The organism is Merdimmobilis hominis (genome assembly GCF_900104615.1).
Taxonomy (GTDB): Bacteria; Bacillota; Clostridia; order Oscillospirales; family Ruminococcaceae; genus Merdimmobilis; species Merdimmobilis hominis.
Map to the genome: position 1 here is coordinate 499,510 of NZ_LT629939.1, position 22,005 is coordinate 521,514.

Here is a 22,005-nt window from a genome sequence, read left to right on the forward strand (position 1 = left end):
GAGGGGGTAGCTCTTGCCGCCGGTGGCGATTACCGCCCGGGTGCAGGGGATGACCTCCCCCGATTCCAGCAGCACGCCGGTCACCTGCCCGTTTTCGGCGAGGACCTCCTTCGCCGCTTGTCCGGTGAAGATTTTAGCCCCGCCATCCTTGGCAAAACCCACCAAGGCGTCAACGATGTCAGTGGCCTGGTCGGAGACCGGGAACACCCGGTTGCCCCGCTCAGTCTTGAGGGGGACGCCCAGCCCTTCAAAAAACGCCATGGTATCGGCGGTGGAAAAAGCCGCGATGGCGCTGTACAAAAACCGGCCGTTGCCCCGCACCGCCCGGATAAAATCGTTGTTGTCGCAGTTGTTGGTGACATTGCACCGGCCTTTGCCGGTGATCCGCACCTTGCGGGCGGGCCGGCCGTTTTTCTCCAGCACCGCCACCCGCATCCCCCGCCGGGCGGCAAAACCGGCGCAGAGCAGGCCGGCAGCTCCCCCGCCGATGATCACAGCATCAAAGTGGTTTGCCATTAAGCGTTGTTCTCCTCTGCTTTTTCGTAGACTTCAAACTCGTCCCAAATCCGTTCCAGCTTGGCGTAGGTCTGGCTGATCTCCTCCTTGCGCTTCATCCCCACCGCCACAATCATGGCGTTGATCAGGCTCAAAGGGGCCACCAGGGAATCCACAAAGGAAGCCATGTCGCTGCGGGCCAAAAGCAGGTGGTCGGCGTTCTCCGCCAGGGGGGAACTGGTGGAGTCGGTGATGGCAACCACCTTGGCGCCGCATTGTTTGGCGTACTTGATCCCCTTTACCGTCCGCTTGGAGTACCGGGGAAAACTGATGCCGATAAATACATCCCCCTGCCCCATGCGGAAAATCTCCTCGAACATCTCGCTGGTGCCCGAAGTTTCGATGAGCTTGACGTGGTCGAAGATGTGATTGAAGTAGAAGTGGATGAACTTGGCCAAAGCCGAAGCCGAGCGGTTGCCCATGATGTACACCGATTTCGCCCCGGCAATGCACTCCACTGCTGCCTCAAACTCCTCCTTGGAGATCTCTTCCATGGTTTTGCGGATTTTTTCGATGTCGGAGGAGAGGATTTTTGAGAGCACATCCGACTCCCCCAGCTGTTCGTTGGTGACCTCCATCCTCTGGACGGAAGTCAGCCGGTTGCGGATCAGCTCCTGGAGGGCCTTTTGCAGCTGGGGATAGCCTTTGTACCCCACTTCGGAGGCAAAGCGGACCACAGTGGATTCGCTGACCCCGACGGTGGTCCCCAGTTTGGAAGCGGTCATAAACGCCGCCTTATCATAATGGTTGACGATGAATTTTCCGATCAGTTTCTGCCCTTTGGAGAATTCGGGCATCCGATCTTCAATCAACGAGAGTAAATCTTTGCTCATACAAGATCCTCCTGTACCTGTCGTTCCCCATTTGTGGGGTGGTATCCCTATCTTATACCAATCTACCGGAAAATGCAAGTTGAATTGCAGGATTTCGCTAGACTTCCTGCACAAATGGTCTCTCATCCCTTTAAAAATGGAAAAAATCTCCATAGAAATGGGTGTGCGGCGGCATTCTTGTTATTTTTGTATCATCCTGTGCATACTTTGCCTGGAAAATCTTCAAATGGCGCTTTTCCTGCGCCTAGCCGCAAAAAGGGGAGGGAGCGCGCAGTCCCCCTCCCCAATCATCCACAGTTTTTTACTCGCCCCCGTTCGGCAGGCAGGGCGCCGAATCCACATTTCCCCTACGCAATCCCCATCAGGTAATAGATCACCACTCCCGCTGCGCCAGAGCCGGCGATGATCTGAATGGGGGAAAGCTTCCATTTGCGCAGGCAGAACAGGCAGACCAAAATGATGCCGATGGCGACAGGATTGACCTGCCCAGAGAAGGTCTTTCCCCCAAACACCGCCAGCAGCAAAATAGCCAAACCCGCGTTGGCAATCAGTGAGACTACCGCCGGCCGCAGGCAGGAGAGCGCCCCCTGTACCACCGTCAAATTCTTGTATTTGTAATAGCAGAAGGCCAAGGTCAACACAATGACAAAGGAGGGCAGCACACAGCCGATGGTGGCGATGACCGCCCCCGGCATGCCGGCGATTTTGGTGCCCACAAAGGTGGCGGAGTTGATGGAGATGGACCCTGGGGTCATCTCTGCAATGGTGATGACATCGGCAAATTCGGTCATGGTCAGCCAGCCGTGGATATCCACCACCTGCTGCTGGATCAACGGCAGGGCGGCGTAGCCTCCCCCGATGCTGAACAGGCCAATCTGGACAAAACTCCAAAACAATTTGAGCAAAACCATCTTATTCCCCCTCCTTTCCCGGCTTGCGGGACAGCGAGAGGGCCACCCCCAGCGCCGCGCAGGCCAGCACCACAAACATAACGTTTATTTTAAAGATGTAGGTGGCCGCAAACGCCGCCACCATGATGCCGATGGCCAGGGCATCCTTTTGTTTGATCACATTGCCCGCCATGGTGTAAATCACGTTGAGGATGACGGCGGACACCCCCGCCTGCATCCCCTTGAGGGCCGCGTCCACGATGGGGCTGGAGCGGAACGCCTCATAGAAATAGGAGACGATGGTGATAATCACCAGGGGCGGCAACGCCGTCGCCAGGATGGTGATCAGCGCCCCTACCACTCCGGCCATCCGGTAGCCCACCAGGATGGAGGCGTTGATGGCCAGCGGCCCAGGGGAGGATTGGCTGATGGCCACCAGATCCATCATCTCCTCCTCATCAATCCAGTGGTAGTCGTCTACAAACCGCTCCTTCATCAACGGCACGATGACATAGCCGCCGCCGAAGGTGAAAGCGCTCAAGGTCAAGGTGGCGTAAAAGAGTTTCCAATAAAAAGAAAGGTCCCGCTTCTGCTGTTCCATATAATTGTCTCCTTTGTTCAATCTTGTTCCAGTATACTCCTTGTTTTTCCATAAGTAAAATAATATAATATTATTATATTTATATTGTTTTTCATATAAAAGGGGGGGATCTCTTTGACCCTACGCCACCTGCGGATTTTTGTGGCGGTCTGCGAAGAGGGCAGCGTCACCCTGGCGGCGGAGAAGCTCTACCTCTCCCAGCCGGCGGTGAGCCTTGCCATCCACGAGCTGGAGGAGCATTACGGGGTGCGACTCTTCGACCGCATCTCCCGCAAGCTCTATTTGACCAGTGCGGGGAACCGGTTTCTGGAATATGCCGTCCACATCTCTTCCCTATTCGATGAAATGGAGCGGGATATCCAGAACTGGGATACCCTGGGCGCCCTGCGCATCGGCTCCAGCATCACCATCGGTGCGGCCCTCATCCCCAAAGCAGTGGCCCTTTACTCCCAGCAATACCCCGATGTGGAGATCAAAATGGTCATCGACAACTCCCAGGTCATCGAGAAAAAGGTGCTGGCCAACGAGGTGGATTTCGGCCTGCTGGAGGGGGCGGTCCACGACCCCAACCTGGTGGCCCAGGACTTCGCTGAGGATCAAATGCTGCTGGTGGCTGCACCCGGCCACCCCTTGGCCCAGAAAGAGCAGCCCCTCCTCCCCCAGGACCTGAAAAGCCAACGGTTTTTGCTGCGGGAGCGGGGGAGCGGCGTCCGGGAGCTGTTTGAAAGTGTCCTCCTGGCCCACGACCTTTCGGTGGAACCATCCTGGGAGAGCATCAACGCAGAATCCATCGTGGAAGCGGTGGTCCAGGGGCTGGGGGTAACCGCCCTCCCCTACGCATTGGTGAAACAGGACCTGGCCGCAGGCCGGCTGACCGCCTTGACGGTGGAGGGGATGGATTTCCGGCGAAAACTAAAGATCATCTATCATAAAAACAAGTATTTGAGCCGGTCGGCCAAGGCCTTCCTGGAGCTGTGCCGCCAACTGGCCTCCCAGTTTCTTTTGGATTCCAACCCCTAACATTCCCAATTTTTAGAAGAAATTGTATAAACCTTCCTTTGTGGCTGAATACTAGGTTCAGACAACAAAAGGAGGCGTAGTTACATGAAAATATCCGATATCCGCATTCGCAAAACCTATTCCGCCAACCGGCTGCGCGCCATGGTCTCGGTGACGGTGGACAGCGACTTTGCCGTCCATGACATCAAAATTATCGAGGGGCCTGACCGCCTGTTTGTAGCCATGCCCAGCCGCAAAGATGAAAACGGGGTGTACCGGGACATCTGCCACCCCATCACCACCGCGGCCCGCCGCCAGCTGGAAGACGCCATCATTCACGCTTACCAGGAATACCTGGCCACGGCGGAATTTCTGCCTTTGGAGGAAGAGGAGCCGCCGAAGGTGGACACCCCAGAAGCCGCACAGCTGTAGCCAATCCCCCAGCGGGGGATTTTACATACCAGATGGCACGTTTTAGCCATTTTTCCCAATAGATGGTCCTCCTGGCAAAGGCGGAGCACCCGCGGACGGGGATTCCCGCTGTGCCGAATCGAAACCCAAAGATGGAAAATTTGCCCCCCGGTGGGCGCCTATCCCCTCAGCCGGGCGATCACCCCAACGGGGAGAAATGCCCTTTTGCGGCGAAATCTTGGTTTTGCTGTTTATTTTGTAGCCAAAAAGCACTATAATACCTATAATGGAAAAGGAAGGCTTCGGCCAAAAATCGCTGACAAAGAGGTGCCACGATGACACATATTGACGATACCATTCTCGCCGGCAAACACCACATCCACTTCATTGGGGTGGGCGGCTCCGGCATGTTCCCCATTGTGCAGATTCTGCTTTCCCAAGGGTATGCCATCTCCGGGTCAGACAACAACCCCGGGGAAACCCTGGACGCCGAACAGGCTATGGGGGTGACTGTATACATGGGCCAGCGCCCGGAGAATCTCAAAGGGGCGGAGCTGGTGGTCTACTCCGCCGCCATCATGGAAGATAATCCTGAACTGGTAGCTGCCCGGCAGATGGGTGTGCCGGTGGTGGAGCGGTCGGAGATGTTGGGCCTTTTAACCCGGCACTACAGCGACTGCATCTGTGTCTCCGGCACCCACGGAAAGACCACTACCACAGCGATGCTCACCCAAATTTTATACGGCGCGGGCCTAGACCCCACCGCTGTGATCGGGGGGAAGCTCCCTGCTATCGGCGGCAGCGGCCGGGCTGGCAGCAGCTCCATCATGACCTGTGAAGCCTGTGAATTTGTGGACACCTTCCTCCACCTGGCCCCAGATTACGCGGTGATTTTGAATGTAGACGCCGATCACTTGGATTACTTCGGCACTCTGGAAAACATCATCAAATCCTTCCACAAATTCGCTGGAATGGCCACCAAGGCCATCCTTTACAACGGTGATGACCCCAACACCTGCAAAGCGGTAGAGGGGCTTGATCAGCCCAAGACCACCTTCGGCTGGAGGGAGGACAATGACTTCTACCCTGCTAATATCGTCCAGAAAGGCGGGGTCAAGTGCGGCTTTGACCTGATGTGCCGCGGGGAAAACCTAGGCCACATCGAACTGAATGTCCCCGGGCGGCACAACATCCTCAACGCGGTGGCCGCCGCTGCCGCCGCCCTGGCTGTAGGGGCCACGCCCGCCCAGATCCAGGAGCATCTGCCCCAGTTCCGGGGCGCTCACCGGCGGTTTGAGGTGCTGGGCCAGGTGAACGGCGTCACCATCGCCGACGACTACGCCCACCATCCCGCTGAGCTGAAGGTCACCTTGGAGGCCGCCAAAGAGATGGATTTCAATCGGGTATGGGCGGTGTTCCAGCCTTTCACCTACTCCCGCACCGCCCTCCTTTTGGAGGATTTTGCCAAGGTCCTCCCCATTGCAGACCGGGTGGTCCTCTCGGCCATCATGGGCGCCCGAGAAGTCAACACCTATGGGATCTACGCCAAAGACTTGGCGGATAAAATCCCCGGCTGCGTCTGGTTTGAGACCTTCCCTGAGATTGCCCGCTACGTGATCCAAGAGGCCCAGCCCGGCGACCTGGTCATCACCCTGGGCTGCGGAGACGTCTACAAATGCGCCCATATGATGCTGGGGGAATAAGCCTTTCTCCCCCGCCATCCATCAATACGCAAAAAACTCCCCCGAGGACTCCAATCCTCAGGGGAGTTTTTCATCTATTGTTCGATTGGGAATCCCTATTCCACAGTGACCGATTTGGCCAGGTTGCGGGGTTTATCCACATCGCAGCCCCGGCACACCGAAGTGTGATAAGCCAGCAGCTGAAGGGCCGCAACAGCCAAGAGGGGGGTGAAGAGATCCGGGGCCTTTGGCAGCCGGATGGCCTGGTCGTAGACCTCCTCGTCGATGGGGGAGCCCTCCTGGGCCAGCAGCAGCACCCAAGCGCCCCGGGCCTTGACCTCCTTGATGTTGCTGACCATCTTTCCCAGCAGATGTTCCTGGGTGGCCACCGCCACCACCGGCACCCCATTGGTGATCAGGGAGATGGTTCCGTGCTTCAACTCACCGGCGGCATAGGCTTCGCAGTGGATATAAGAGATCTCCTTGAGCTTCAGCGCCCCCTCTTGGGAGAGGGCCCAATCCAGCCCCCGGCCCAGGAAAAAGATGCTCTCACTCTCCTGGAAACGCCCCGCGATGGAGGCGATTGCATTGTTCTGTTCCAGCACCCGGGGCAGTTTTTCCACTGTTTGCAGCAGCTCTTCTACCTTGGCGCGGATCTCTTCCTCCCCCAAGGTGCGGGCAGAGCGAGCCATGGCGAAGGCCAGCAGGTACATCACCGACACCTGCACCGAATAAGCTTTGGTGCTGGCTACGGCGATCTCCGGGCCCGCGTGGGTGTAGATGACATAGTCCGCTTCCCGGGCGATGGTGGAGCCGGCCACGTTGACCACGCCAAGGGTGGGAACTCCCCGCTGTTTGGCCAGCCGCAAGACAGCCAAGCTGTCGGCGGTCTCCCCAGACTGGGAGATGATGACCACCAGGTCATCTTTGGATAAAATGGGGTCCCGGTACCGGAATTCCGAGGCGATCTGCACCTCCACCGGGATACGGGCCAGGGTTTCGATCAAATCCCGGCCCACCAGGCCGGCGTACATAGCGGTACCGCAGGCCACAATGTGAATCCGGCCGCGGCCTTTAAACAGGCATTCGGGGATGCCGTCGTATTCAAAGGAGGGCAAGCCGTCTTTGAGGCGGGGGTGGATGGTATCCCGCAGGGCCTTGGGCTGCTCAAAAATCTCCTTGAGCATGAAATGGGGGTAACCGTCCTTCCGGGCCTGCTCCACATCCCAGGTGGCGGTGTGGACTTTCTTCTCCACCGGCGCACCCTCAGGGGAGTAGACGGTGATGCCGCAGCGGGAGGCCACGGCGATCTCCCCTTCTTCCAGGGTAAAGAACCGTTTGGTATGGCTCAGCACCGCTGCGATGTCTGAAGCGATAAAGTTCTCCCCTTCTCCTAGAGCGGCGATGAGGGGATTGTCTTTGCGCACCCCGTAGACCTCCCCCGGTCGATCGGCAAACAGGATGGCCAGGGCATAAGCCCCCTCGATCTGCCGGATCATCTCCCGGATGGCGGCCAGCGGGTCCCCCTGATAGAGGGAATCCAGCAGCAGGGCGGCCGTCTCGGTGTCGGTCTGTGTCTTAAATACATAGCCCTCTGCGGTGAGCCGGCTGCGCAGCTCCAGATAGTTTTCAATGATGCCGTTGTGAACCAGCATGACCCGCTCTGTCCCGTGAGGATGGGCGTTGCGGTCGCTGGGCTCCCCATGGGTGGCCCAGCGGGTGTGGGCGATGCCGCAGTGGCCGCTCACCGGGGAGGTGTTCAGCTTCTCCCGCAGGCATTTGAGCCGCCCTTCCGCTTTGACGGTGGTGATGCCATTCCCGGCAAACACCGAAATCCCCGCGGAATCATACCCGCGGTACTCCAAGTTTTCCAGCCCCTCCAAAAGGATGTCCACTGCATTTTGGGGGCCGCTATAACCAACGATACCACACATAATTGTGTTCCTCCAAGCTTTCATACTGTGCGGACGCCAAAGAAACCGCGGCTTCGGCACCGTGGTCCGTCCGATGTTATTTTGTAGTCCTTGCGCTTCCCCGGCCCGGGATTTGTCCCCGCAGTCACCTGCGGGCTTTGTCCTGCCGTACGTCTGGAAGCATGACGGGGAGACATCCGCCGAAACATTCGATACTTCTCCCGCCTCGTCAACCGCCTGGCGCGGTACATGGCGCTGGGGCTCACTGGCCGAAATCCATCCCTCCTTTTGGGCCGTTTTTTCGCCTTGCCCCTATTATGACAGCTTTTTCCTATTTGTTCAAGTAAAATCCGCAATCGGCTCCGCCCTTCATTCTATGCGTATAGAGGCCACAAAAGTGCACTTTTGCAGGGAAAACCGGCAGAACCTGGCGCTAAACCCAACCTTCGCCCCAGAATATGGGGAATTTTTCCGCGGCTCTGGGGCTTCATCCAGAATTTCCCTGCCCTAGGCCCTTCCCGAGATCGACCCCGCCTGTATGGCCGGGTTCCCTCAGCTGCTCCTTGGCACGTACCAGAATTGGGATGGCCCCAGGTTTGAATTCTTTCCCAGCCGCTTGGCCCCCCTCACCCGAATCTAAAGCCAAGCAAGAGCCGTCATCGGCCCCCCTATCCTCTGCAAAAAGGAAAAACCGGGTCCTGCAAGACCCGGTTCTATAGCATTGTATTTATTTTGTCAGGAGGGATTTCCCTTTTTGATAATAGGCGCTCATCTCCGCCTCCGGGACCATGTTGCCGCCGGTGGCCCAGATCAGATGGGTGGCGCCGGCCATCGCCGAGGTGATGCCTTCCTTGGACTGGTAAGCCTTGCCCCCTTCGGTGGCACAGACGTTGCCAGGGCCCTTCATACCAGCCAGAGCGCTGGGCTCCAGGCGGATGCCCTCCTGGTCTGTGAGGGCCGCCAGATACTGGTACAGCCGCTCATCGGTGACGGTGTAGCTGCCGCTGAGGAAGGGCTGGATCACCTTGCCCACAAAGCTGGAGGCCCGGCCCACCGCCAGACCGTCGGCCGCAGTGCGGTTGTCGATGCCGAAATCCTGGACACACACCTGGTCGTGATACCCGGTGGAAAGGCCTAGAATCATGCAGGGGGAATGGGTCGGCTCGGCGAAGAAGCAGTGGGCCGCCCCTCCGAATACCTGCTTGATGCCGAAGGCAACGCCGCCGGGGCCGCCGCCTACGCCACAGGGCAGGTAGACAAAGAGGGGGTGGGTTTCATCCACCGGGATACCGGCCTCAGCCAGCTGGTTTTTCAGCCGCAGAGCCGCCACCGAATAGCCCATAAACAGGGTTTTGGAGTTCTCATCGTCCACAAAGTGGCAGTGGTCATCCCCCTGGGCCTGGCGCCGGCCCTCCTCCACAGCTTTGCTGTAGTCATCGGCGTACTCCACCACCTGCACCCCTTTGGAGCGGAGCAGGTCTTTCTTCCACTGGCGGGCGTCGGCGGACATGTGCACAGTGACCTTAAAGCCCAGTTTGGCGCTCATGATGCCGATGGAGAGGCCCAGGTTTCCAGTGGAACCCACCGCGATGGAGTATTGGGAAAAGAGCTCCCGGAACCGGGGCTCCATGAGGACGGCGTAGTTGTCCTCCAGCTTCAGCAGACCGGACTGAAGGGCGATGTCCTCAGCGTGGTGGAGCACCTCATAAATGCCTCCCCGGGCCTTGATGGAGCCGGAGATGGGCAGATGGCTGTCCAGCTTCAACAACAGACGGCCCTGGATGCTGCCGCCGGCTTCCCCCTCCAGGTAGGGGCGCATATTCTCAATCTCTGCCAAGGGGGATTCGATGATGCCGCCGGTTTTAGCCGTCTCAGGGAAAGCCAAAGCAAGATAAGGTGCAAACCGCTCCAGCCGGGCGGAGGCATCCAAAACGTCCTCCATGGTCACCGAGCTTTCGGCGACAGCCTCATCGATGGGAAGCTTTTTCGGGTTGATCCAAAGGGTCTCCTTCAGGTCGATCAGATCGCGGACAATGGGGAACTCCTCTTCCCACTGGCCGATGGGTTTTCCAAGAATCTTCATGGCGTATTTCCTCCCGCTGTTTACAGGTTATCGTTGGTTGTGGCGCAGCAGTTTGCCGGGGGTTTTCCCGGTGAGCTTGCCGTCTTTCCAGACCGGTTCCCCAGCGACCATCACCAGGTCCAAGCCCTCGGTCAAGGCACAGGGATCGGTATAGGTAGCCCGGTCGCGAAGCCGTTCCAGGTCAAAGAGCACCAGGTCGGCATCATACCCTTCGGCGATCCGGCCTTTACCGGGCAGCATGAGCCGCTCTGCAGGGAGGCCGGTCATCCGGTGGATGCACTCCTCTAAGGTGAAGATGCCGTTTTCCTTCACATAATAGCAGATAGCCCTGGGGAAAGAACCGTAGGCCCGGGGATGGCCCTTCTCCCCCGGTTTGCGGGTCAGGCCGTCGGTGCCCACCACCGTGTTTTCATCTTTGGCGATGGCAAAGACGTCCTCGTCGCACATGCTGCTATACACCGCGCTGCTGGCTCCCTGGTTGGCCACCAGGATGTCAAAGAATGCCTCAAAGGGGTCCCGCCCAGTCTCCTTGGCATATTGGGCGATGGTCTTGCCCTCCACTTCCGGGCACTTGGGGCTGGAGGAGACCAGAACCCCCTCCCAGCCGCCGGCATTGCGGTAGTAGTTGTCATAAGGGGATGCCGGATCCTCCATCTCCGCCCGCACCTTTTGGCGGGTCGCAGGGTCCTTGAGTCGCTCAGCCATGGTCTGCACCCCTTGGTCAAAATGCCACGGGGGTACGCAGGCGTTGAGGTGGGTCATGTTGCAAGCGTAGGGGTACTGATCGCTGGTGACCATGATCCCCTCCTGCCGGGCCTCGTGGATCAGGCGGAGGGTCTCCTTTTGCAGGCCCCAGTTGTCCTTGCCGCAGACCTTGTGATGGGAGATGAACACCGGCACCCCGGCTTGGCGGCCGATGTCGATGGTCTCCCGGACGGCCTCCACCACAGCGTAGGATTCGTTGCGCATATGGGAGGCGTAGATGCCGCCATAGGGGCGGATCACCTTGGCAAGCTCCACAATCTCCTCAGTTTTGGCATAGCAGCAGGGTGTGTAAATCAGGCCGGTGGAAAGGCCCATGGCCCCGTGATCCATAGCCTCCCGCAGGAGGGCTTTCATCTGCTCCAGTTCATCGCGGGTAGGCTCCCGGTTGTCAAAGCCCATCACTGCAATGCGAAGGGTGCTGTGGCCGATGTACATAGCCATATTCGCCGTCTTGGGGACCCGGTCCGCATAGGAGCAGTAGGATTGAAAGCTGGTAAACCCAGCCATCTCTTCCGGAAAGGAGAGGGCACCCACTGCCAGCTGCCCCTGCAGAAGCTCCAGCCGCTGGGGGTTGACCGGTGCAATAGAAAGGCCGCATTGGCCTCCGATTTCGGTGGTGACGCCCTGGCTGGTCTTGCACAGGCGGGCAAACTCCTCCCCCAGGATCAAGTCCCCGTGGGAGTGGGCGTCGATGAATCCGGGTGCAAGGACCCGGCCGGCCGCGTCAATGGTCTCCCTAGCGGGTTGATTGTCCACATCGAGGGTAAGCTTCCCCTCCCGGATGCCCACCGAGCCCTGGTAGGCGGGCACACCAGTTCCATCCACTATGGAGGCATTTTGAATCAGAACGTCCAGCAAATCAATTCCTCCCATTTTGTGTTTAATTTTAAATTAATTATTTTAATTTTATATTAACATTCTTTGCAGAAAAGTCAAGGCTTTTCTTCCATCCCCCATTAAAAGCTGGGGGGCGTCACTGCAAAAATCACCTGGGCATCTTGCTTCCCAGGGTTTTCCCACCGGTGTTCGCTTCCCGCGGGGATGCGGACGCTGTCTCCGGTGCACAGTTCGGTCTTCTCCCCTTCCACAGATAGCACCACCGGCCCGGCGAGGATATAGGCAACTTCCTCCCCATCGTGGCGCTGGTTTGCCTGGCCAGAGCTGCACCGGCCGGGGAGTTTCATCAAACAGAATTCGATGCTCCCGGAGACATCCGGGGTCAACAGGTCGTACTGGACATCGTGCTGATCCGGCCAGCCGATGGTTTTGCGCATCCCCTCCCGAACCACCAGGGTACGGCCTGTCTCCCCCTCCTGGAAGAAGCGGAACAGGGGAATATCCAGCGTTTTGGAGATCGCCTTGAGGGTATTGATGGATGGGTTTACCAGGCCCCGCTCCATTTGGCTGAGCATGGAAGGGGTTATGCCCGTCTGTTCCGCCACCTCCCGCAGGGTAAGGCCCCGCTGTTTGCGGAACTCCTGTAGTTTTTTTCCGATGTTGAGCTCGTCCATAATATCCTCCCGCCTGTAAATGAGAAATTTTGGAAGAGAACCTGGCGAGGGTTCTCCCCCGAACGATCACTGTAACTCCGATGCCACAGCACCGATTGGATAAATCCTGGTGCGCTCTTGCCACAGAAAGTCATGCTGCCCGAAAAATTGCATTGCTGCAAAGTAGAGGGAAGGGCCTCACCCTGCAAGCAATTCTTCGAATGCCACAGCTTCGCTGTGGCTATTGTACCATAAAATCCAGTTTTCTGAAATGACCCTGGCATGATTTGACATTTCGGGGCGGAAAACAAAAAACCGCCGGATAAAATCCAGCGGTTTTTTATGAAACAACTTATTTGGAGAAGTATCTGTTCAGCAGGCCCTGGAAAGCGCAGCCGTGGCGGGCCTCATCCTTAGCCATCTCGTGAACGGTGTCATGGATAGCATCCAAGCCCAGCTCTTTTGCTCTGGAAGCAAGTTTCTTCTTGCCGTCGCAAGCGCCGTTCTCAGCAGCGACCCGCAGCTCCAGGTTTTTCTTGGTGTCAGCGTAAACTACTTCGCCCAGCAGCTCGGCAAACTTAGCAGCATGCTCTGCCTCCTCGTAAGCGGCTTTCTCGTAGTACAGACCGATCTCAGGATAGCCTTCACGATGAGCCTGACGGGCCATAGCCAGGTACATGCCAACTTCAGTGCACTCGCCCATGAAGTTCTGTTGCAGGCCCTCATAGACCTCAGCGTCTACGCCAGCGGCAACGCCGATGCGGTGCTCGTCAGCCCAGCTCATGGTCTGGGTGGACTGCTCCTGGAATTTGGATGCGGGGGCTTTGCACTGGGGGCAGAACTCGGGAGCGGTCTCGCCTTCATGAACGTAACCACAGATGGTGCAGATAAATTTTTTCATTGCAGTTTCCTCCTATGTAATGTTTCTATTTTTGTTGTCGGATTCAGGGGAATTTCTTCCATGGCTAAAGTATACCACTTTGGTGTATCATAGTCAAGGGGATTTTTTACCCTTTACTAACATTTTTTAGAATAATTCCTTTTATTAATTCTTCAGAGGTGCTCCCTCCTCGGGCAGGTGGCCCGGAGGTGAGGTACCGGATCAACGAATCCGCCCCGCCCTCCTGTTGGAAGAACACTGGACGGCCCGCAAAATCCATCCTGCGCTGGGCGCGGGGGTTTGCGAAGTAGACCACCGGCGTCACCTGGGCATGGAGCTTTTGGTCCTCCAGGATGCCCCGCAGGGTGCGGGCATGGCCTTCTACCTGCAAAACCGGGTTGTACATTGTCTTTTTCTCGATAATTTGACCACCCCGGTATTTGGTCTGGTTGAGATTGCTGCCACTACTGCTGCCTGAGATCTGGCCGGAGACGTTTTTGCACTCCACCACATACACTCTCCCCGGACAGACTACCGCATAATCCAGCTGGCTTTTGTGCCCCCGGTGGTCAAGGGTCAAGTCAGGCAGGACGGTATAACTGCCGGGCAGCCGCTTTTTCAGAAGCCGAAGGGTCTCGCTTTCCCCCTGTGCCCCCACTTTCAAAATCGCCGCAGAGCGCCACAGAAAATGGACGCCGATCCCCGCTGCCCCCAGACAAAATGCGCTGGCGGCCCATTGAGAGGCCCTGGCGCAAAGGATGGCGGAGCCGATGCCAGCAGCCAAACAGAGGACCAGCCAACACATTTTTTTCAGATACTGCCTGCCCACGCTGTTGCCGCCGTTTGGCCGGATTACTTTTGCCAACGCCAAATCCTCCTCTGCGCTGGGTTCCGAAGAAAAGCCTTCAGCAACCCCTTCTTGATCAGTATAGCGTGTATACTTTAACACATTGTAACGTTTTTTTCAAAAGATTTCCCAAAGCTGGCATTTTTTGCAAACCCACCGGTAGAATAAGCCGTGCCGCTTCTCAAATACTAACAGCGACGAGAGGAAATCTCTCTCAAACAAAACCCAGTGCCGCAGTACGGCGGCGGAAAGGATGTACGCAAAATGGCAAAAAAAGAGAAAAAGCAGAAAGCACAGAACCAGGCAGAAAACAAACAGAACCCAAACGCCAACAACGAAGTTCCCATTAAAATTGAGCAGAAGAAGAGAAACAACGAACAGTTCTAACTCCTTTTTCCTTCCAAACCTACAAAACCCCAGCCTGGGATACTGTAAAGTATCCCAGGCTGGGGTTTCTTCTATTGTGGGGTGAGAAAATTCCTCATCCCTCCAGGGATTTAAAGCCCTCCCCCGCCACTTCGCCGGCTTCGGTGACGATCAAAAATGCCTTAGGGTCAATTTCATAGGTCAATTTTTTCAGCCGGTAGAACTCCTGCTTGCGCAACGCGCACATGAGGACGTGTTTTTCCTCGCTGGAATAGGCCCCTACCCCTTTGAGAAGGGTGGCACCCCGATCCAGTTGGCTCATCACCGCCCGGGCGATCTCATCCGATTTGTCCGAGATAATGAGGGCCAACTTGCCCACATCGGCGCCGTAGAGGATGGCATCCACCACCTGAGAGGTGACAAAGATGCTGATAAGTCCGTAAAGGCCAACCTCAATGCTGCCAAAGGCTGCCATAGATGCCCCCAGGACGCAGAAATCCAATATGAGCATGACCCGGCCCATAGAGAGATGCGGCCTTTTCTTCTGCACCAGCCGGGTGACAATATCCAGGCCGCCAGTGGTGGAGCCCCGCAGGAACACTAAGCCCAGAGATGCGCCCAGGCAGACGCCGCCAAACAGCGCCCCCAACAGAGGGTTGCTGGTATAGGTGGGCAGGTTTACCAGGATGACATCCAAAAATACCGTGCCGATGGCAATTGTCTTTAGGGTGTTGAAGGTGAACCGCCTGCCCAGCACTTTGTAGCCAATAAGCAGCAAGGGGATGTTCATAGCTAGGTTCAGGGTGCCGATGGGCAGCCCGGTAAAGTGGTTGATAATGATGGCAATACCGGAGATGCCGCCCGGTGCGATGCCGTTGGGGGCAGTAAACACATTGATGCTGATGGCCATCATGATCGAACTAGCCACATCGTACAGAATATCCAGCAGGAAATCCTTTCCCTTGGAAAAAACCTGTTCCTTCAAAGCCTAATCCTCCTCTGTCCCGTCGTCCTCCATCCGTTCATACAGGGTTTCCAGCCGCTGGAGATCCCCCTTTAAATACAGGTAGCCAAACAGCGCCTCCACCCCGGTGGCCTTGCGGTAATCCGAAGGGTCGCAGCTTCTGGGCACATGGGTGGAGTTGGCATTGCGCCCCCGTTTTAAAATCCCCAACTCCTCATCGGTGAGGAGAGGCTCCACCCGGTCGTACCCTCTCGCCTGGGCTACAGCGCAGACTTTTTTCACCGCTTTTTTATGCAGGATGTGGGCGGGCATGCTGCCTTGGGCAGCCAAACGCTCCCGCACCAGCAGTTCAAACACTGCATCCCCCAAAAAAGCGAGGGTCAGCGGGCTGAGCTGTTTGGGGTTTGTGATGTGCTCTTTTAAATCAAACGTGGTTATTCATCCTTTCGCCGCTAGCGGACATAATCAAAATCAAAGCCCAGGATGCTGACGGTATCCCCTTCCTGGATGCCCATTTCCTCCAGCTTGTCAATGACGCCGCTGTTGCGCAGCACCCGCTGGAAGTACTGGAGGGATTCATAATCCTCCACGTCTACCATACCCAATACAGGCTTGAGCCAATCGGCGTCCACTACATAGACGCCATCTTCCACGGTGATTTCAAACCGCTGGCGGTCCAGCACCTCGGTGAAGGGCACATGTTCCACCTCATACTCCTTGATGGGGGGCAGGGTATCCAGCTTGGCGGCTACGGCGCCGATCAGCGCGTCCACCCCTTGCCGGGTGGCGGCGGAGATGGGGAAAAACTCCAGCCCCTTCTCCTCCACGAACTGGCGGAATGCCTCGATCTGCTCCGGGGAGGCCATATCGCACTTGTTGGCCGCCACAATCTGGGGCCGCTCCGAAAGCTCCTCGCTGAAGTTGTAAAGTTCCCGGTTGATGGCCTCAAAATCCTCTTTGGGGTCCCGGCCCTCGATGCCGGAGACATCCACCACATGGACGATCAGGCGGCAACGGTCCACATGGCGCAGGAACTCATGGCCCAAGCCAACCCCATCGCTGGCGCCTTCGATCAGGCCGGGGATATCCGCCATGACAAAGCTCTTGCCCTCGGCGATCTTCACCACCCCCAGCACTGGGGTCAGGGTGGTGAAGTGGTAGTTAGCGATCTTAGGTTTGGCCTCGCTGACCACCGAGATCAGGGTGGATTTGCCCACGTTGGGGAACCCCACCAAGCCCACATCCGCCAGGAGCTTCAATTCCAAAGTGATCTCAAATTCCTCCCCGGGCAGGCCGGGTTTGGCAAACCGGGGAATTTGACGGGTCGGGGTGGCAAAGTGCTGGTTGCCCCACCCCCCCTTGCCGCCACGGGCCACCACCACCGGCTCCGGGCCGGAGAGGTCAGCCATCACCCGGCCGGATTCGGCGTGTTTGATCACTGTGCCCTTTGGGACATAGATAATCAGGTCCTGGGCGTTTTTCCCCGAGCAGTTGGAGCCGCGGCCCGGCTCCCCATTGGGGGCAAAATACCGGCGCTTGTACTTAAAATCCACCAGGGTGGAGATGTTGGTGTCCACCTGGAAGATGACATCGCCGCCCTTGCCGCCGTCGCCGCCGTCAGGGCCACCGGCCGCCACATATTTTTCCCGGTGGAAGGAGACGGCGCCTGCCCCTCCATCCCCGGCTTTTATTCTGATTTTCGCAACATCTACGAACATCTTTTTACTCCTTTATCCCCCTTTGAGCGCGCCAAAGAGGGGACTTGATCTATTCTATCTCTTTTACTATATCAAAAAAGCGGAAAAAAATCCAAACTTTTCTTCGTTCCCGCCATTTTTCCATAAAGAAAATCCCCAGCGGTAAGGCCGGGGATTTCTCACTTCGTTCTGTAAAACTAGTTGGCCGGGTAAATGGAGACCTTTTTGCGGTCACGGCCCAAGCGCTCAAATTTCACCTTGCCGTCGGTGAGGGCGAACAGGGTGTCATCCGAACCGATGCCAACGTTGGTACCGGGATGGATGTGGGTGCCTCTCTGGCGAACCAGGATGTTGCCGGCGAGGACAAACTGGCCGTCGGCGCGTTTGACACCAAGGCGTTTGGACTCGGAATCACGGCCGTTCTTGGTGGAACCGACACCTTTTTTATGAGCAAAGAACTGCATGCTAAGTCTTAACATATCTACACCTCCGAAACAAATACTTCAATCGTGCCCGGGTAGTCCTCTGAAAGGACAGTCAAATGGAGCCGTAAAGCTTCCAAAAAAGCCTGTGCCTCCCTGGTGGAATTGCCCGGAAGGGTCAATACAATCTTATCTTGCAGCACCGACACCTGGCAAGGGGCTTTTAACACCTCGGTGATGCCATTGGCGGTGAGCTGCACAGCGGACGTCACAGCGGCGCATACCACATCGTGGCCGTAGTCGGCAAAGCCGGCGTGGCCGGATATGCTGGCCGATGCGATGGGCTTCCCTGTGAACCTGGCTGTAATCATCGAAAAAACTTAGGCGTTGATCGCGGTGATTTCAACCTTGGTGTAAGGCTGTCTGTGGCCCATTTTGCGCTTAGAATCTTTCTTGGCGCGGTAGGTGAAGACGGTGATCTTCTTCGCTTTGCCGTTTTTGAGAACTTTGGCGGAAACTTTAGCACCCTCGACAACGGGAGCGCCGATCACAGTACCATCCTCTTTGCCGACTGCCATAACGCGGTCAAACTCAACGGTGGAGTCAGCCTCGGCATCCAGTTTTTCGATGTAAAGAATATCGCCTTCGCTGACACGATACTGTTTTCCACCGGTTTCAATAATAGCGTACATCAATAAGGCACCTGCCCTTTTCTTAAACTCGCTGTCTCCTAAGGCGGCGCAAAACGGCGCACTTTGAGCCCGGAACATGCGGCAGAATAGATTTTACCATATTGCAAGGGGCTTGTCAACCGCTTTTTGCGCACCACGAGATTTTTCAAGTATGTACCCCGCAGGGGGACCCCCAGGGGCTAGTCTTGCGGCTTCCCTTCCCCATGGGATGGGCTAGGCTCTTCCCCGCCGCCAGATGTATCCCCAGAGGGCTCCTGGGGGGACGGCTCTGGCTTTGGCCCTTCCGGCTGGCCCAGGACGATTTTCTGGCCCTCTGGGGTCAGGGCAAAGACCTTGAGGTACTCCGGGTCGCCGGCTTTTTTGATCTTAGACATCACTGCGAACAGAATGACAAAGGCGGCCACAGAGCCTACCAGCGCCAGCGCCTGGGAGACCCGCACCCCGCCCCACATCAGGCTGTCGGTGCGAAGCCCTTCGATGACAAACCGGCCCGCGCCGTACCACCCCGCGTAAAAGAGGGTCAACTGACCGTCAAACCGGCGGTGGCGGGTCAGGTAAAGCAGGATCAGGAAGCCCAGGAAGCACCAGGCGGATTCGTAAAAGAAGGTTGGGTGGACCGGCTGAGTGGGGTCCACCACGACTCCGATCTCCGCCAGGGATTTTTGATGGCTGGCCAGGTAGTTGACGATGGACGGGCCGGTCATCCCCCAGGGCAGGGTGGTGTTAGAGCCAAATGCTTCGATGTTGACAAAGTTCCCCCACCGGCCGATTGCCTGGCCCAGAATCAAGGGGGCCACCGCCAGATCCAGCATGGGCAGCAGCTTGATGCCAGTGACTTTGCACATGATCACTATGCCAATCAGCCCGCCGATGATCCCGCCGTAGATGGCGATACCCCCTTCCCAGATGCGGAAGACGCTCATTAGGTCGTCTTTATACTGGTCCCAGGAGAAGACCACATAGTAAATCCGGGCACACACCACCCCCAAAAGGACGGTGACCAGGATCAGGTCTACAATCTTATCCGGGTCCACCCCGAAAGAGCGGGCCTTGCGGTAGCAATAGAGCATCCCCAGGGTGAGGGCAGTGGCGGCGATGATGCCGTACCAGTACACGGTGATCGGCCCCAGCTGGAAAGCCACCCGGCTCAGTTCAAATTCCAGCCCCAGGCCGGGGAACAAAAGGGTCTCTTTCATGGCGCTATGCCTCCTTGGGGGCGGTCACCACTGAAAGGGCGCTGCGCTCCGGGTCAAAGGCCTCCAGGAGGCGGGCGGTCAGCATTTCATAGGTCGCCCCGGCGGCGGCTTCCAGCACCGTGTACATATCCGCGCCGCCAAACTGGGTGGTGAGCATCAGGCTGGCCACCGAATCCACCCGGGCATACATCCCCAGGTAGCGGCCGTAAATGGCCCGGCGGCTGCGTTCAAAGGCATCCCGGTCGATCCCCTCCCGCTGCATCCGGCGAATCTCGCCACACAGGGCCTCATACACCTTGTCCGGGTCCCGGGATTCCCCTTCAAACAAGGTGACGGCAAAATCGCGGCCCGCCATAACTTCGCCCACAAAGGTGGAATTGATGATTCCCTCATCGTACATGCTGCGGTAGAGGGCGGTGTGCTCCCCGGCGATGGTGTCCAAGAGGATCTCATCGTACACCTGGTTGATCAGATTTTCCTCCTTGGACTTGGGCACCGCCTTAAATCCAATCTGGAACAAAGGGGTAGCCACCGGAAGCTGCTGTTCCACCCGGTGCTTCACCACCTGGGCGGGCTCGTCTACCAAAATCCGCTGGGCAGTCATGGGCTCGGCTGGTTTTAAGATCTCGTCGGCCAGGTCCAGGACGTCCTGCACCTCAAAGTTGCCGGCAATGGCCAAGGCCATGTTGTTTAGGTTGTAAAAGGCGTTGTAGCAGGTGTACAGGGTGTCCGCGGTAATTTGGGCGATGGTGTCCACCGTGCCGGCGATGTCGATCTTTAGGGGGTGCTTCTCAAACAGCGCCTCCATCAGGTTGAACATCACCCGCCACTCGGGGCTGTCGTCGTACATCTTAATCTCCTGGCCGATGATCCCCTGCTCCTTTTCCACCGTTTGGGGGGTGAAGTAAGGCTCGGTGACCAGGTGCATCAAAATGGAGAGGGACTCCTTGAAATTGTCCGAGCAGGAGAAGAGGTAAGCGGTTTTATCAAAGGAGGTGTAGGCGTTGGCCGAAGCGCCGGTTTTGGCGTACAGGGCAAAGGCGTCCCCTTCCTCGCTTTCAAACATTTTATGCTCCAAAAAATGGGCGGTGCCGGCGGGGATCTGTATAAGGGCGCCGTCCTTGTCGATGAAGCTGGACTCCACCGAGCCGTACTCGGTGCCGAAGAGGGCATAGGCGCTGGAATAGCCCTTCATGGGGCACAGAAGGAGGGTCAGGCCGCTTTTGTGCTTAATCCGCAAAAACTCCTCCCCCAGGCGCTGGGATTTGATGATCTCTTTCATTGGGCTAATCCTCCTTTTCCCCGGTGAGGAAATACACGGTGTCCAGGGTGACCTTTTGGGCCGCCGCCATCACGTCCTCCCGGGTGACCTTTGCCATCAGCTCTGCCTCCTCTTGGGGGGAGCGGGCGGTGCTTTGCATCAGTTGGGCCATATACCAGTCCTCCAGCCCAGAGAGGGAGTCGGACACAGTATACAGGGAATTCTTCATGGTGAGCAGGGTGTTCTCCAATTCCTCGTCAGTGAACCCGCCCCGCTTCATGACCTCCAATTGGTTGAGGATCTCCGCCTGGGCTTTTTCCCGATTCTGGGCTTCCACCCCGCTGTCCACCAGCATGATGCCGGTGATCCGGTCAAACCGGGCGGCGCAGTAATAGCAGAGGCTGAGTTTCTCCCGCACGTTGACAAACAGCCTGGAGAAAGGGGTGCCGCCAAACATGGCCACCATCAGCCGCATGGCCGAGAGCTCGTCCATGTTTTGAGCTGCGCCGGTGCGGAAACCCATGGCCAGTTTGGATTGGCTCAGATCCATCCGCTCCACCTCCTGCTTCACCTGGGCGGCGGCGGGGACCCGCACCTGTTCCGGCAGGGCGATGGGCGCCCGGTCCAGCTTGGCAAAGGTGGCCTCCATAATCTCTTCAGCAGGGGTACAGTCGCCACAGCCCACAAAGAGGATCTCCACCCGGGCGGTGCGGCGGACTCGCAAGAAGGTCTCGGCCGCCGATTGGGGGGTGATCTTCTTTACATCCTCCACATAGCCGTATTTGCGAAGGGCAGCGGGCTCCCCTTCGCACATGATGGTGCGGCATTTGTTGATGGCATAGGCCCGTTTGTCGTTGATCTCCGCCTCGATGGAGTCAATCAGATACTGTTTTTCCAGCTCCACGTCCTTCTCTGGGAAGGCGCCGTCCACCAGGTTGGGGTCGGTGGCCAAGCCTGCCAGCAGGCCGGCGCACTGGGCCACCATCGCCTCCCCATCCAGGGTGAATTTGTCATCCAGCCCGGAGATAGAGACATCCAAAACCTGGTAGCCGCCGTATTTGGAGACGTCCGCGGAAAGGGTCGCCCCGTAAAGGCTATACAGCTTTTGGTTGAGAAGGGTAAAGTCCGGGCATTCCCGGCTACCTTTGCGCAGCAGGAAGGGGATGAGGGCATTGGCGGAGACCGTCTCTTTTTCAAGGGGCAGAATATAGTTGACGGATATGCGGTTGTGTTTGAATTTGGGGTCGGTCACCGAACTGAAGTAGACCTCTTCCCCGATGCGCCGGCGGCGCAATGTGTTGTTCATCTGTCCATCTCCAATCAAAATGGGTTGCAGGCCCTTGGGTCCGCTTTTTGGGGACCCAAGCGCCGGTAGAAAATACTGCTGGAATTGTTGACAACATAAAAATTTGCACAGATCCGAAAAAGCTTGGCGGCGCACTGCGGCGGAAGAGACAC

Annotated in this window: 23 protein-coding genes; 4 read left to right on the forward strand and 19 right to left on the reverse strand. The window is 57.4% G+C overall.

Going from position 1 to position 22,005, the window contains the following annotated elements:
- From BQ5353_RS12980 to BQ5353_RS02390, 4 genes are all read right to left on the reverse strand, one after another.
- Positions 1-516 (reverse strand): FAD-dependent oxidoreductase (locus tag BQ5353_RS12980; RefSeq protein WP_162273102.1); only part of this gene is annotated, 516 nt, incomplete at its 3' end.
- Entirely contained in the window at positions 516-1,388 is an 873-nt protein-coding gene (locus BQ5353_RS02380; RefSeq protein ID WP_071427250.1) for a MurR/RpiR family transcriptional regulator, read from the reverse strand. The genes BQ5353_RS02380 and BQ5353_RS12980, both read right to left, overlap by 1 nt.
- A 347-nt stretch (positions 1,389-1,735) precedes the next feature.
- On the reverse strand, positions 1,736-2,299 hold the full coding sequence (locus BQ5353_RS02385; RefSeq protein WP_054330895.1) for a chromate transporter: 564 nt from the start codon (positions 2,297-2,299) through the stop codon (positions 1,736-1,738).
- Between the two features lies 1 nt (position 2,300).
- Positions 2,301-2,879, reverse strand: coding sequence for a chromate transporter (locus tag BQ5353_RS02390; RefSeq protein WP_054330894.1), 579 nt, complete (start codon positions 2,877-2,879; stop codon positions 2,301-2,303).
- Between the two features lie 114 nt (positions 2,880-2,993).
- Here BQ5353_RS02390 and BQ5353_RS02395 point away from each other — a divergent pair, with 114 nt between their 5' ends.
- From BQ5353_RS02395 to murC, 3 genes are all read left to right on the forward strand, one after another.
- Complete coding sequence (locus BQ5353_RS02395; RefSeq protein ID WP_054330893.1) at positions 2,994-3,899, forward strand: LysR family transcriptional regulator; 906 nt, start codon at positions 2,994-2,996, stop codon at positions 3,897-3,899.
- An 84-nt stretch (positions 3,900-3,983) separates the two neighbouring features.
- Positions 3,984-4,310, forward strand: a complete 327-nt coding sequence (locus tag BQ5353_RS02400; protein ID WP_054330892.1) for a SpoVG family protein — start codon at positions 3,984-3,986, stop codon at positions 4,308-4,310.
- A 314-nt stretch (positions 4,311-4,624) separates the two neighbouring features.
- Complete coding sequence (murC, locus tag BQ5353_RS02405) at positions 4,625-5,992, forward strand: UDP-N-acetylmuramate--L-alanine ligase (RefSeq protein WP_071427251.1); 1,368 nt, start codon at positions 4,625-4,627, stop codon at positions 5,990-5,992.
- A 95-nt stretch (positions 5,993-6,087) separates the two neighbouring features.
- On the opposite strand, the gene glmS is transcribed toward murC, so the two are convergent.
- The 6 genes from glmS to BQ5353_RS02435 all read right to left on the reverse strand — a co-directional run bounded on the left by glmS (position 6,088) and on the right by BQ5353_RS02435 (position 13,967).
- Complete coding sequence (gene glmS, locus BQ5353_RS02410; protein ID WP_054330891.1) at positions 6,088-7,905, reverse strand: glutamine--fructose-6-phosphate transaminase (isomerizing); 1,818 nt, start codon at positions 7,903-7,905, stop codon at positions 6,088-6,090.
- Between the two features lie 706 nt (positions 7,906-8,611).
- A complete protein-coding gene (locus tag BQ5353_RS02415; RefSeq protein WP_071427252.1) occupies positions 8,612-9,967 on the reverse strand; it encodes a D-serine ammonia-lyase in 1,356 nt (451 codons plus the stop codon).
- A gap of 27 nt (positions 9,968-9,994) precedes the next feature.
- Positions 9,995-11,590 carry an N-acyl-D-amino-acid deacylase family protein gene (locus tag BQ5353_RS02420; protein WP_071427253.1) on the reverse strand — a complete coding sequence of 532 codons (1,596 nt, stop codon included), beginning with the start codon at positions 11,588-11,590 and terminating at the stop codon, positions 9,995-9,997.
- 98 nt (positions 11,591-11,688) lie between these two features.
- Positions 11,689-12,243, reverse strand: coding sequence for a helix-turn-helix domain-containing protein (locus BQ5353_RS02425; RefSeq protein WP_054330888.1), 555 nt, complete (start codon positions 12,241-12,243; stop codon positions 11,689-11,691).
- A 331-nt stretch (positions 12,244-12,574) separates the two neighbouring features.
- On the reverse strand, positions 12,575-13,123 hold the full coding sequence (locus tag BQ5353_RS02430) for an NADH peroxidase (RefSeq protein ID WP_054330887.1): 549 nt from the start codon (positions 13,121-13,123) through the stop codon (positions 12,575-12,577).
- A gap of 106 nt (positions 13,124-13,229) precedes the next feature.
- Complete coding sequence (locus BQ5353_RS02435; protein ID WP_054330886.1) at positions 13,230-13,967, reverse strand: nuclease-related domain-containing protein; 738 nt, start codon at positions 13,965-13,967, stop codon at positions 13,230-13,232.
- Positions 13,968-14,213: 246 nt separating this feature from the next.
- On the opposite strand from BQ5353_RS02435, the gene BQ5353_RS13375 reads away from it, so the two are divergent.
- Entirely contained in the window at positions 14,214-14,336 is a 123-nt protein-coding gene (locus tag BQ5353_RS13375) for a hypothetical protein (protein ID WP_267888272.1), read from the forward strand.
- 94 nt (positions 14,337-14,430) lie between these two features.
- On the opposite strand, the gene BQ5353_RS02440 is transcribed toward BQ5353_RS13375, so the two are convergent.
- From BQ5353_RS02440 to yfmF, 9 genes are all read right to left on the reverse strand, one after another.
- Positions 14,431-15,300 carry a YitT family protein gene (locus tag BQ5353_RS02440; RefSeq protein ID WP_054330885.1) on the reverse strand — a complete coding sequence of 290 codons (870 nt, stop codon included), beginning with the start codon at positions 15,298-15,300 and terminating at the stop codon, positions 14,431-14,433.
- A gap of 3 nt (positions 15,301-15,303) precedes the next feature.
- Positions 15,304-15,648, reverse strand: a complete 345-nt coding sequence (locus tag BQ5353_RS02445; RefSeq protein ID WP_083386353.1) for a Mini-ribonuclease 3 — start codon at positions 15,646-15,648, stop codon at positions 15,304-15,306.
- Between the two features lie 83 nt (positions 15,649-15,731).
- Positions 15,732-16,997 (reverse strand): GTPase ObgE, encoded by a 1,266-nt coding sequence (obgE, locus tag BQ5353_RS02450; protein WP_071427255.1) that lies wholly within the window; start codon positions 16,995-16,997, stop codon positions 15,732-15,734.
- Positions 16,998-17,173: 176 nt separating this feature from the next.
- Entirely contained in the window at positions 17,174-17,455 is a 282-nt protein-coding gene (rpmA, locus tag BQ5353_RS02455; RefSeq protein WP_054330884.1) for a 50S ribosomal protein L27, read from the reverse strand.
- A gap of 2 nt (positions 17,456-17,457) precedes the next feature.
- Entirely contained in the window at positions 17,458-17,769 is a 312-nt protein-coding gene (locus BQ5353_RS02460) for a ribosomal-processing cysteine protease Prp (protein ID WP_054330883.1), read from the reverse strand.
- A 9-nt stretch (positions 17,770-17,778) separates the two neighbouring features.
- Positions 17,779-18,090: a 50S ribosomal protein L21 gene (gene rplU, locus BQ5353_RS02465; RefSeq protein ID WP_071427256.1), complete on the reverse strand. Its 312-nt coding sequence runs from the start codon at positions 18,088-18,090 to the stop codon at positions 17,779-17,781.
- A 179-nt stretch (positions 18,091-18,269) separates the two neighbouring features.
- Complete coding sequence (gene lgt / locus BQ5353_RS02470) at positions 18,270-19,286, reverse strand: prolipoprotein diacylglyceryl transferase (RefSeq protein WP_054330882.1); 1,017 nt, start codon at positions 19,284-19,286, stop codon at positions 18,270-18,272.
- A gap of 4 nt (positions 19,287-19,290) precedes the next feature.
- Positions 19,291-20,568, reverse strand: a complete 1,278-nt coding sequence (gene yfmH / locus BQ5353_RS02475) for an EF-P 5-aminopentanol modification-associated protein YfmH (protein ID WP_054330881.1) — start codon at positions 20,566-20,568, stop codon at positions 19,291-19,293.
- Between the two features lie 4 nt (positions 20,569-20,572).
- Positions 20,573-21,853: an EF-P 5-aminopentanol modification-associated protein YfmF gene (yfmF, locus tag BQ5353_RS02480; RefSeq protein ID WP_071427257.1), complete on the reverse strand. Its 1,281-nt coding sequence runs from the start codon at positions 21,851-21,853 to the stop codon at positions 20,573-20,575.
- Positions 21,854-22,005: the final 152 nt, after the last annotated feature.

What these genes read in the sequence shown, in the direction of transcription:
- BQ5353_RS02380 (WP_071427250.1), bottom strand. Translation starts at nt 1,388, where the DNA reads ATGAGCAAAGATTTACTCTCGTTGATTGAAGATCGGATGCCCGAATTC.
- glmS (WP_054330891.1), bottom strand. Translation starts at nt 7,905, where the DNA reads ATGTGTGGTATCGTTGGTTATAGCGGCCCCCAAAATGCAGTGGACATC.
- BQ5353_RS02400 (WP_054330892.1), top strand. Translation starts at nt 3,984, where the DNA reads ATGAAAATATCCGATATCCGCATTCGCAAAACCTATTCCGCCAACCGG.
- BQ5353_RS02425 (WP_054330888.1), bottom strand. Translation starts at nt 12,243, where the DNA reads ATGGACGAGCTCAACATCGGAAAAAAACTACAGGAGTTCCGCAAACAG.
- BQ5353_RS13375 (WP_267888272.1), top strand. Translation starts at nt 14,214, where the DNA reads ATGGCAAAAAAAGAGAAAAAGCAGAAAGCACAGAACCAGGCAGAAAAC.
- lgt (WP_054330882.1), bottom strand. Translation starts at nt 19,286, where the DNA reads ATGAAAGAGACCCTTTTGTTCCCCGGCCTGGGGCTGGAATTTGAACTG.
- BQ5353_RS02460 (WP_054330883.1), bottom strand. Translation starts at nt 17,769, where the DNA reads ATGATTACAGCCAGGTTCACAGGGAAGCCCATCGCATCGGCCAGCATA.
- rplU (WP_071427256.1), bottom strand. Translation starts at nt 18,090, where the DNA reads ATGTACGCTATTATTGAAACCGGTGGAAAACAGTATCGTGTCAGCGAA.
- BQ5353_RS02430 (WP_054330887.1), bottom strand. Translation starts at nt 13,123, where the DNA reads ATGAAAAAATTTATCTGCACCATCTGTGGTTACGTTCATGAAGGCGAG.
- BQ5353_RS02385 (WP_054330895.1), bottom strand. Translation starts at nt 2,299, where the DNA reads ATGGTTTTGCTCAAATTGTTTTGGAGTTTTGTCCAGATTGGCCTGTTC.
- yfmH (WP_054330881.1), bottom strand. Translation starts at nt 20,568, where the DNA reads ATGAAAGAGATCATCAAATCCCAGCGCCTGGGGGAGGAGTTTTTGCGG.
- obgE (WP_071427255.1), bottom strand. Translation starts at nt 16,997, where the DNA reads ATGTTCGTAGATGTTGCGAAAATCAGAATAAAAGCCGGGGATGGAGGG.
- BQ5353_RS02390 (WP_054330894.1), bottom strand. Translation starts at nt 2,879, where the DNA reads ATGGAACAGCAGAAGCGGGACCTTTCTTTTTATTGGAAACTCTTTTAC.
- BQ5353_RS02415 (WP_071427252.1), bottom strand. Translation starts at nt 9,967, where the DNA reads ATGAAGATTCTTGGAAAACCCATCGGCCAGTGGGAAGAGGAGTTCCCC.
- yfmF (WP_071427257.1), bottom strand. Translation starts at nt 21,853, where the DNA reads ATGAACAACACATTGCGCCGCCGGCGCATCGGGGAAGAGGTCTACTTC.
- rpmA (WP_054330884.1), bottom strand. Translation starts at nt 17,455, where the DNA reads ATGTTAAGACTTAGCATGCAGTTCTTTGCTCATAAAAAAGGTGTCGGT.
- murC (WP_071427251.1), top strand. Translation starts at nt 4,625, where the DNA reads ATGACACATATTGACGATACCATTCTCGCCGGCAAACACCACATCCAC.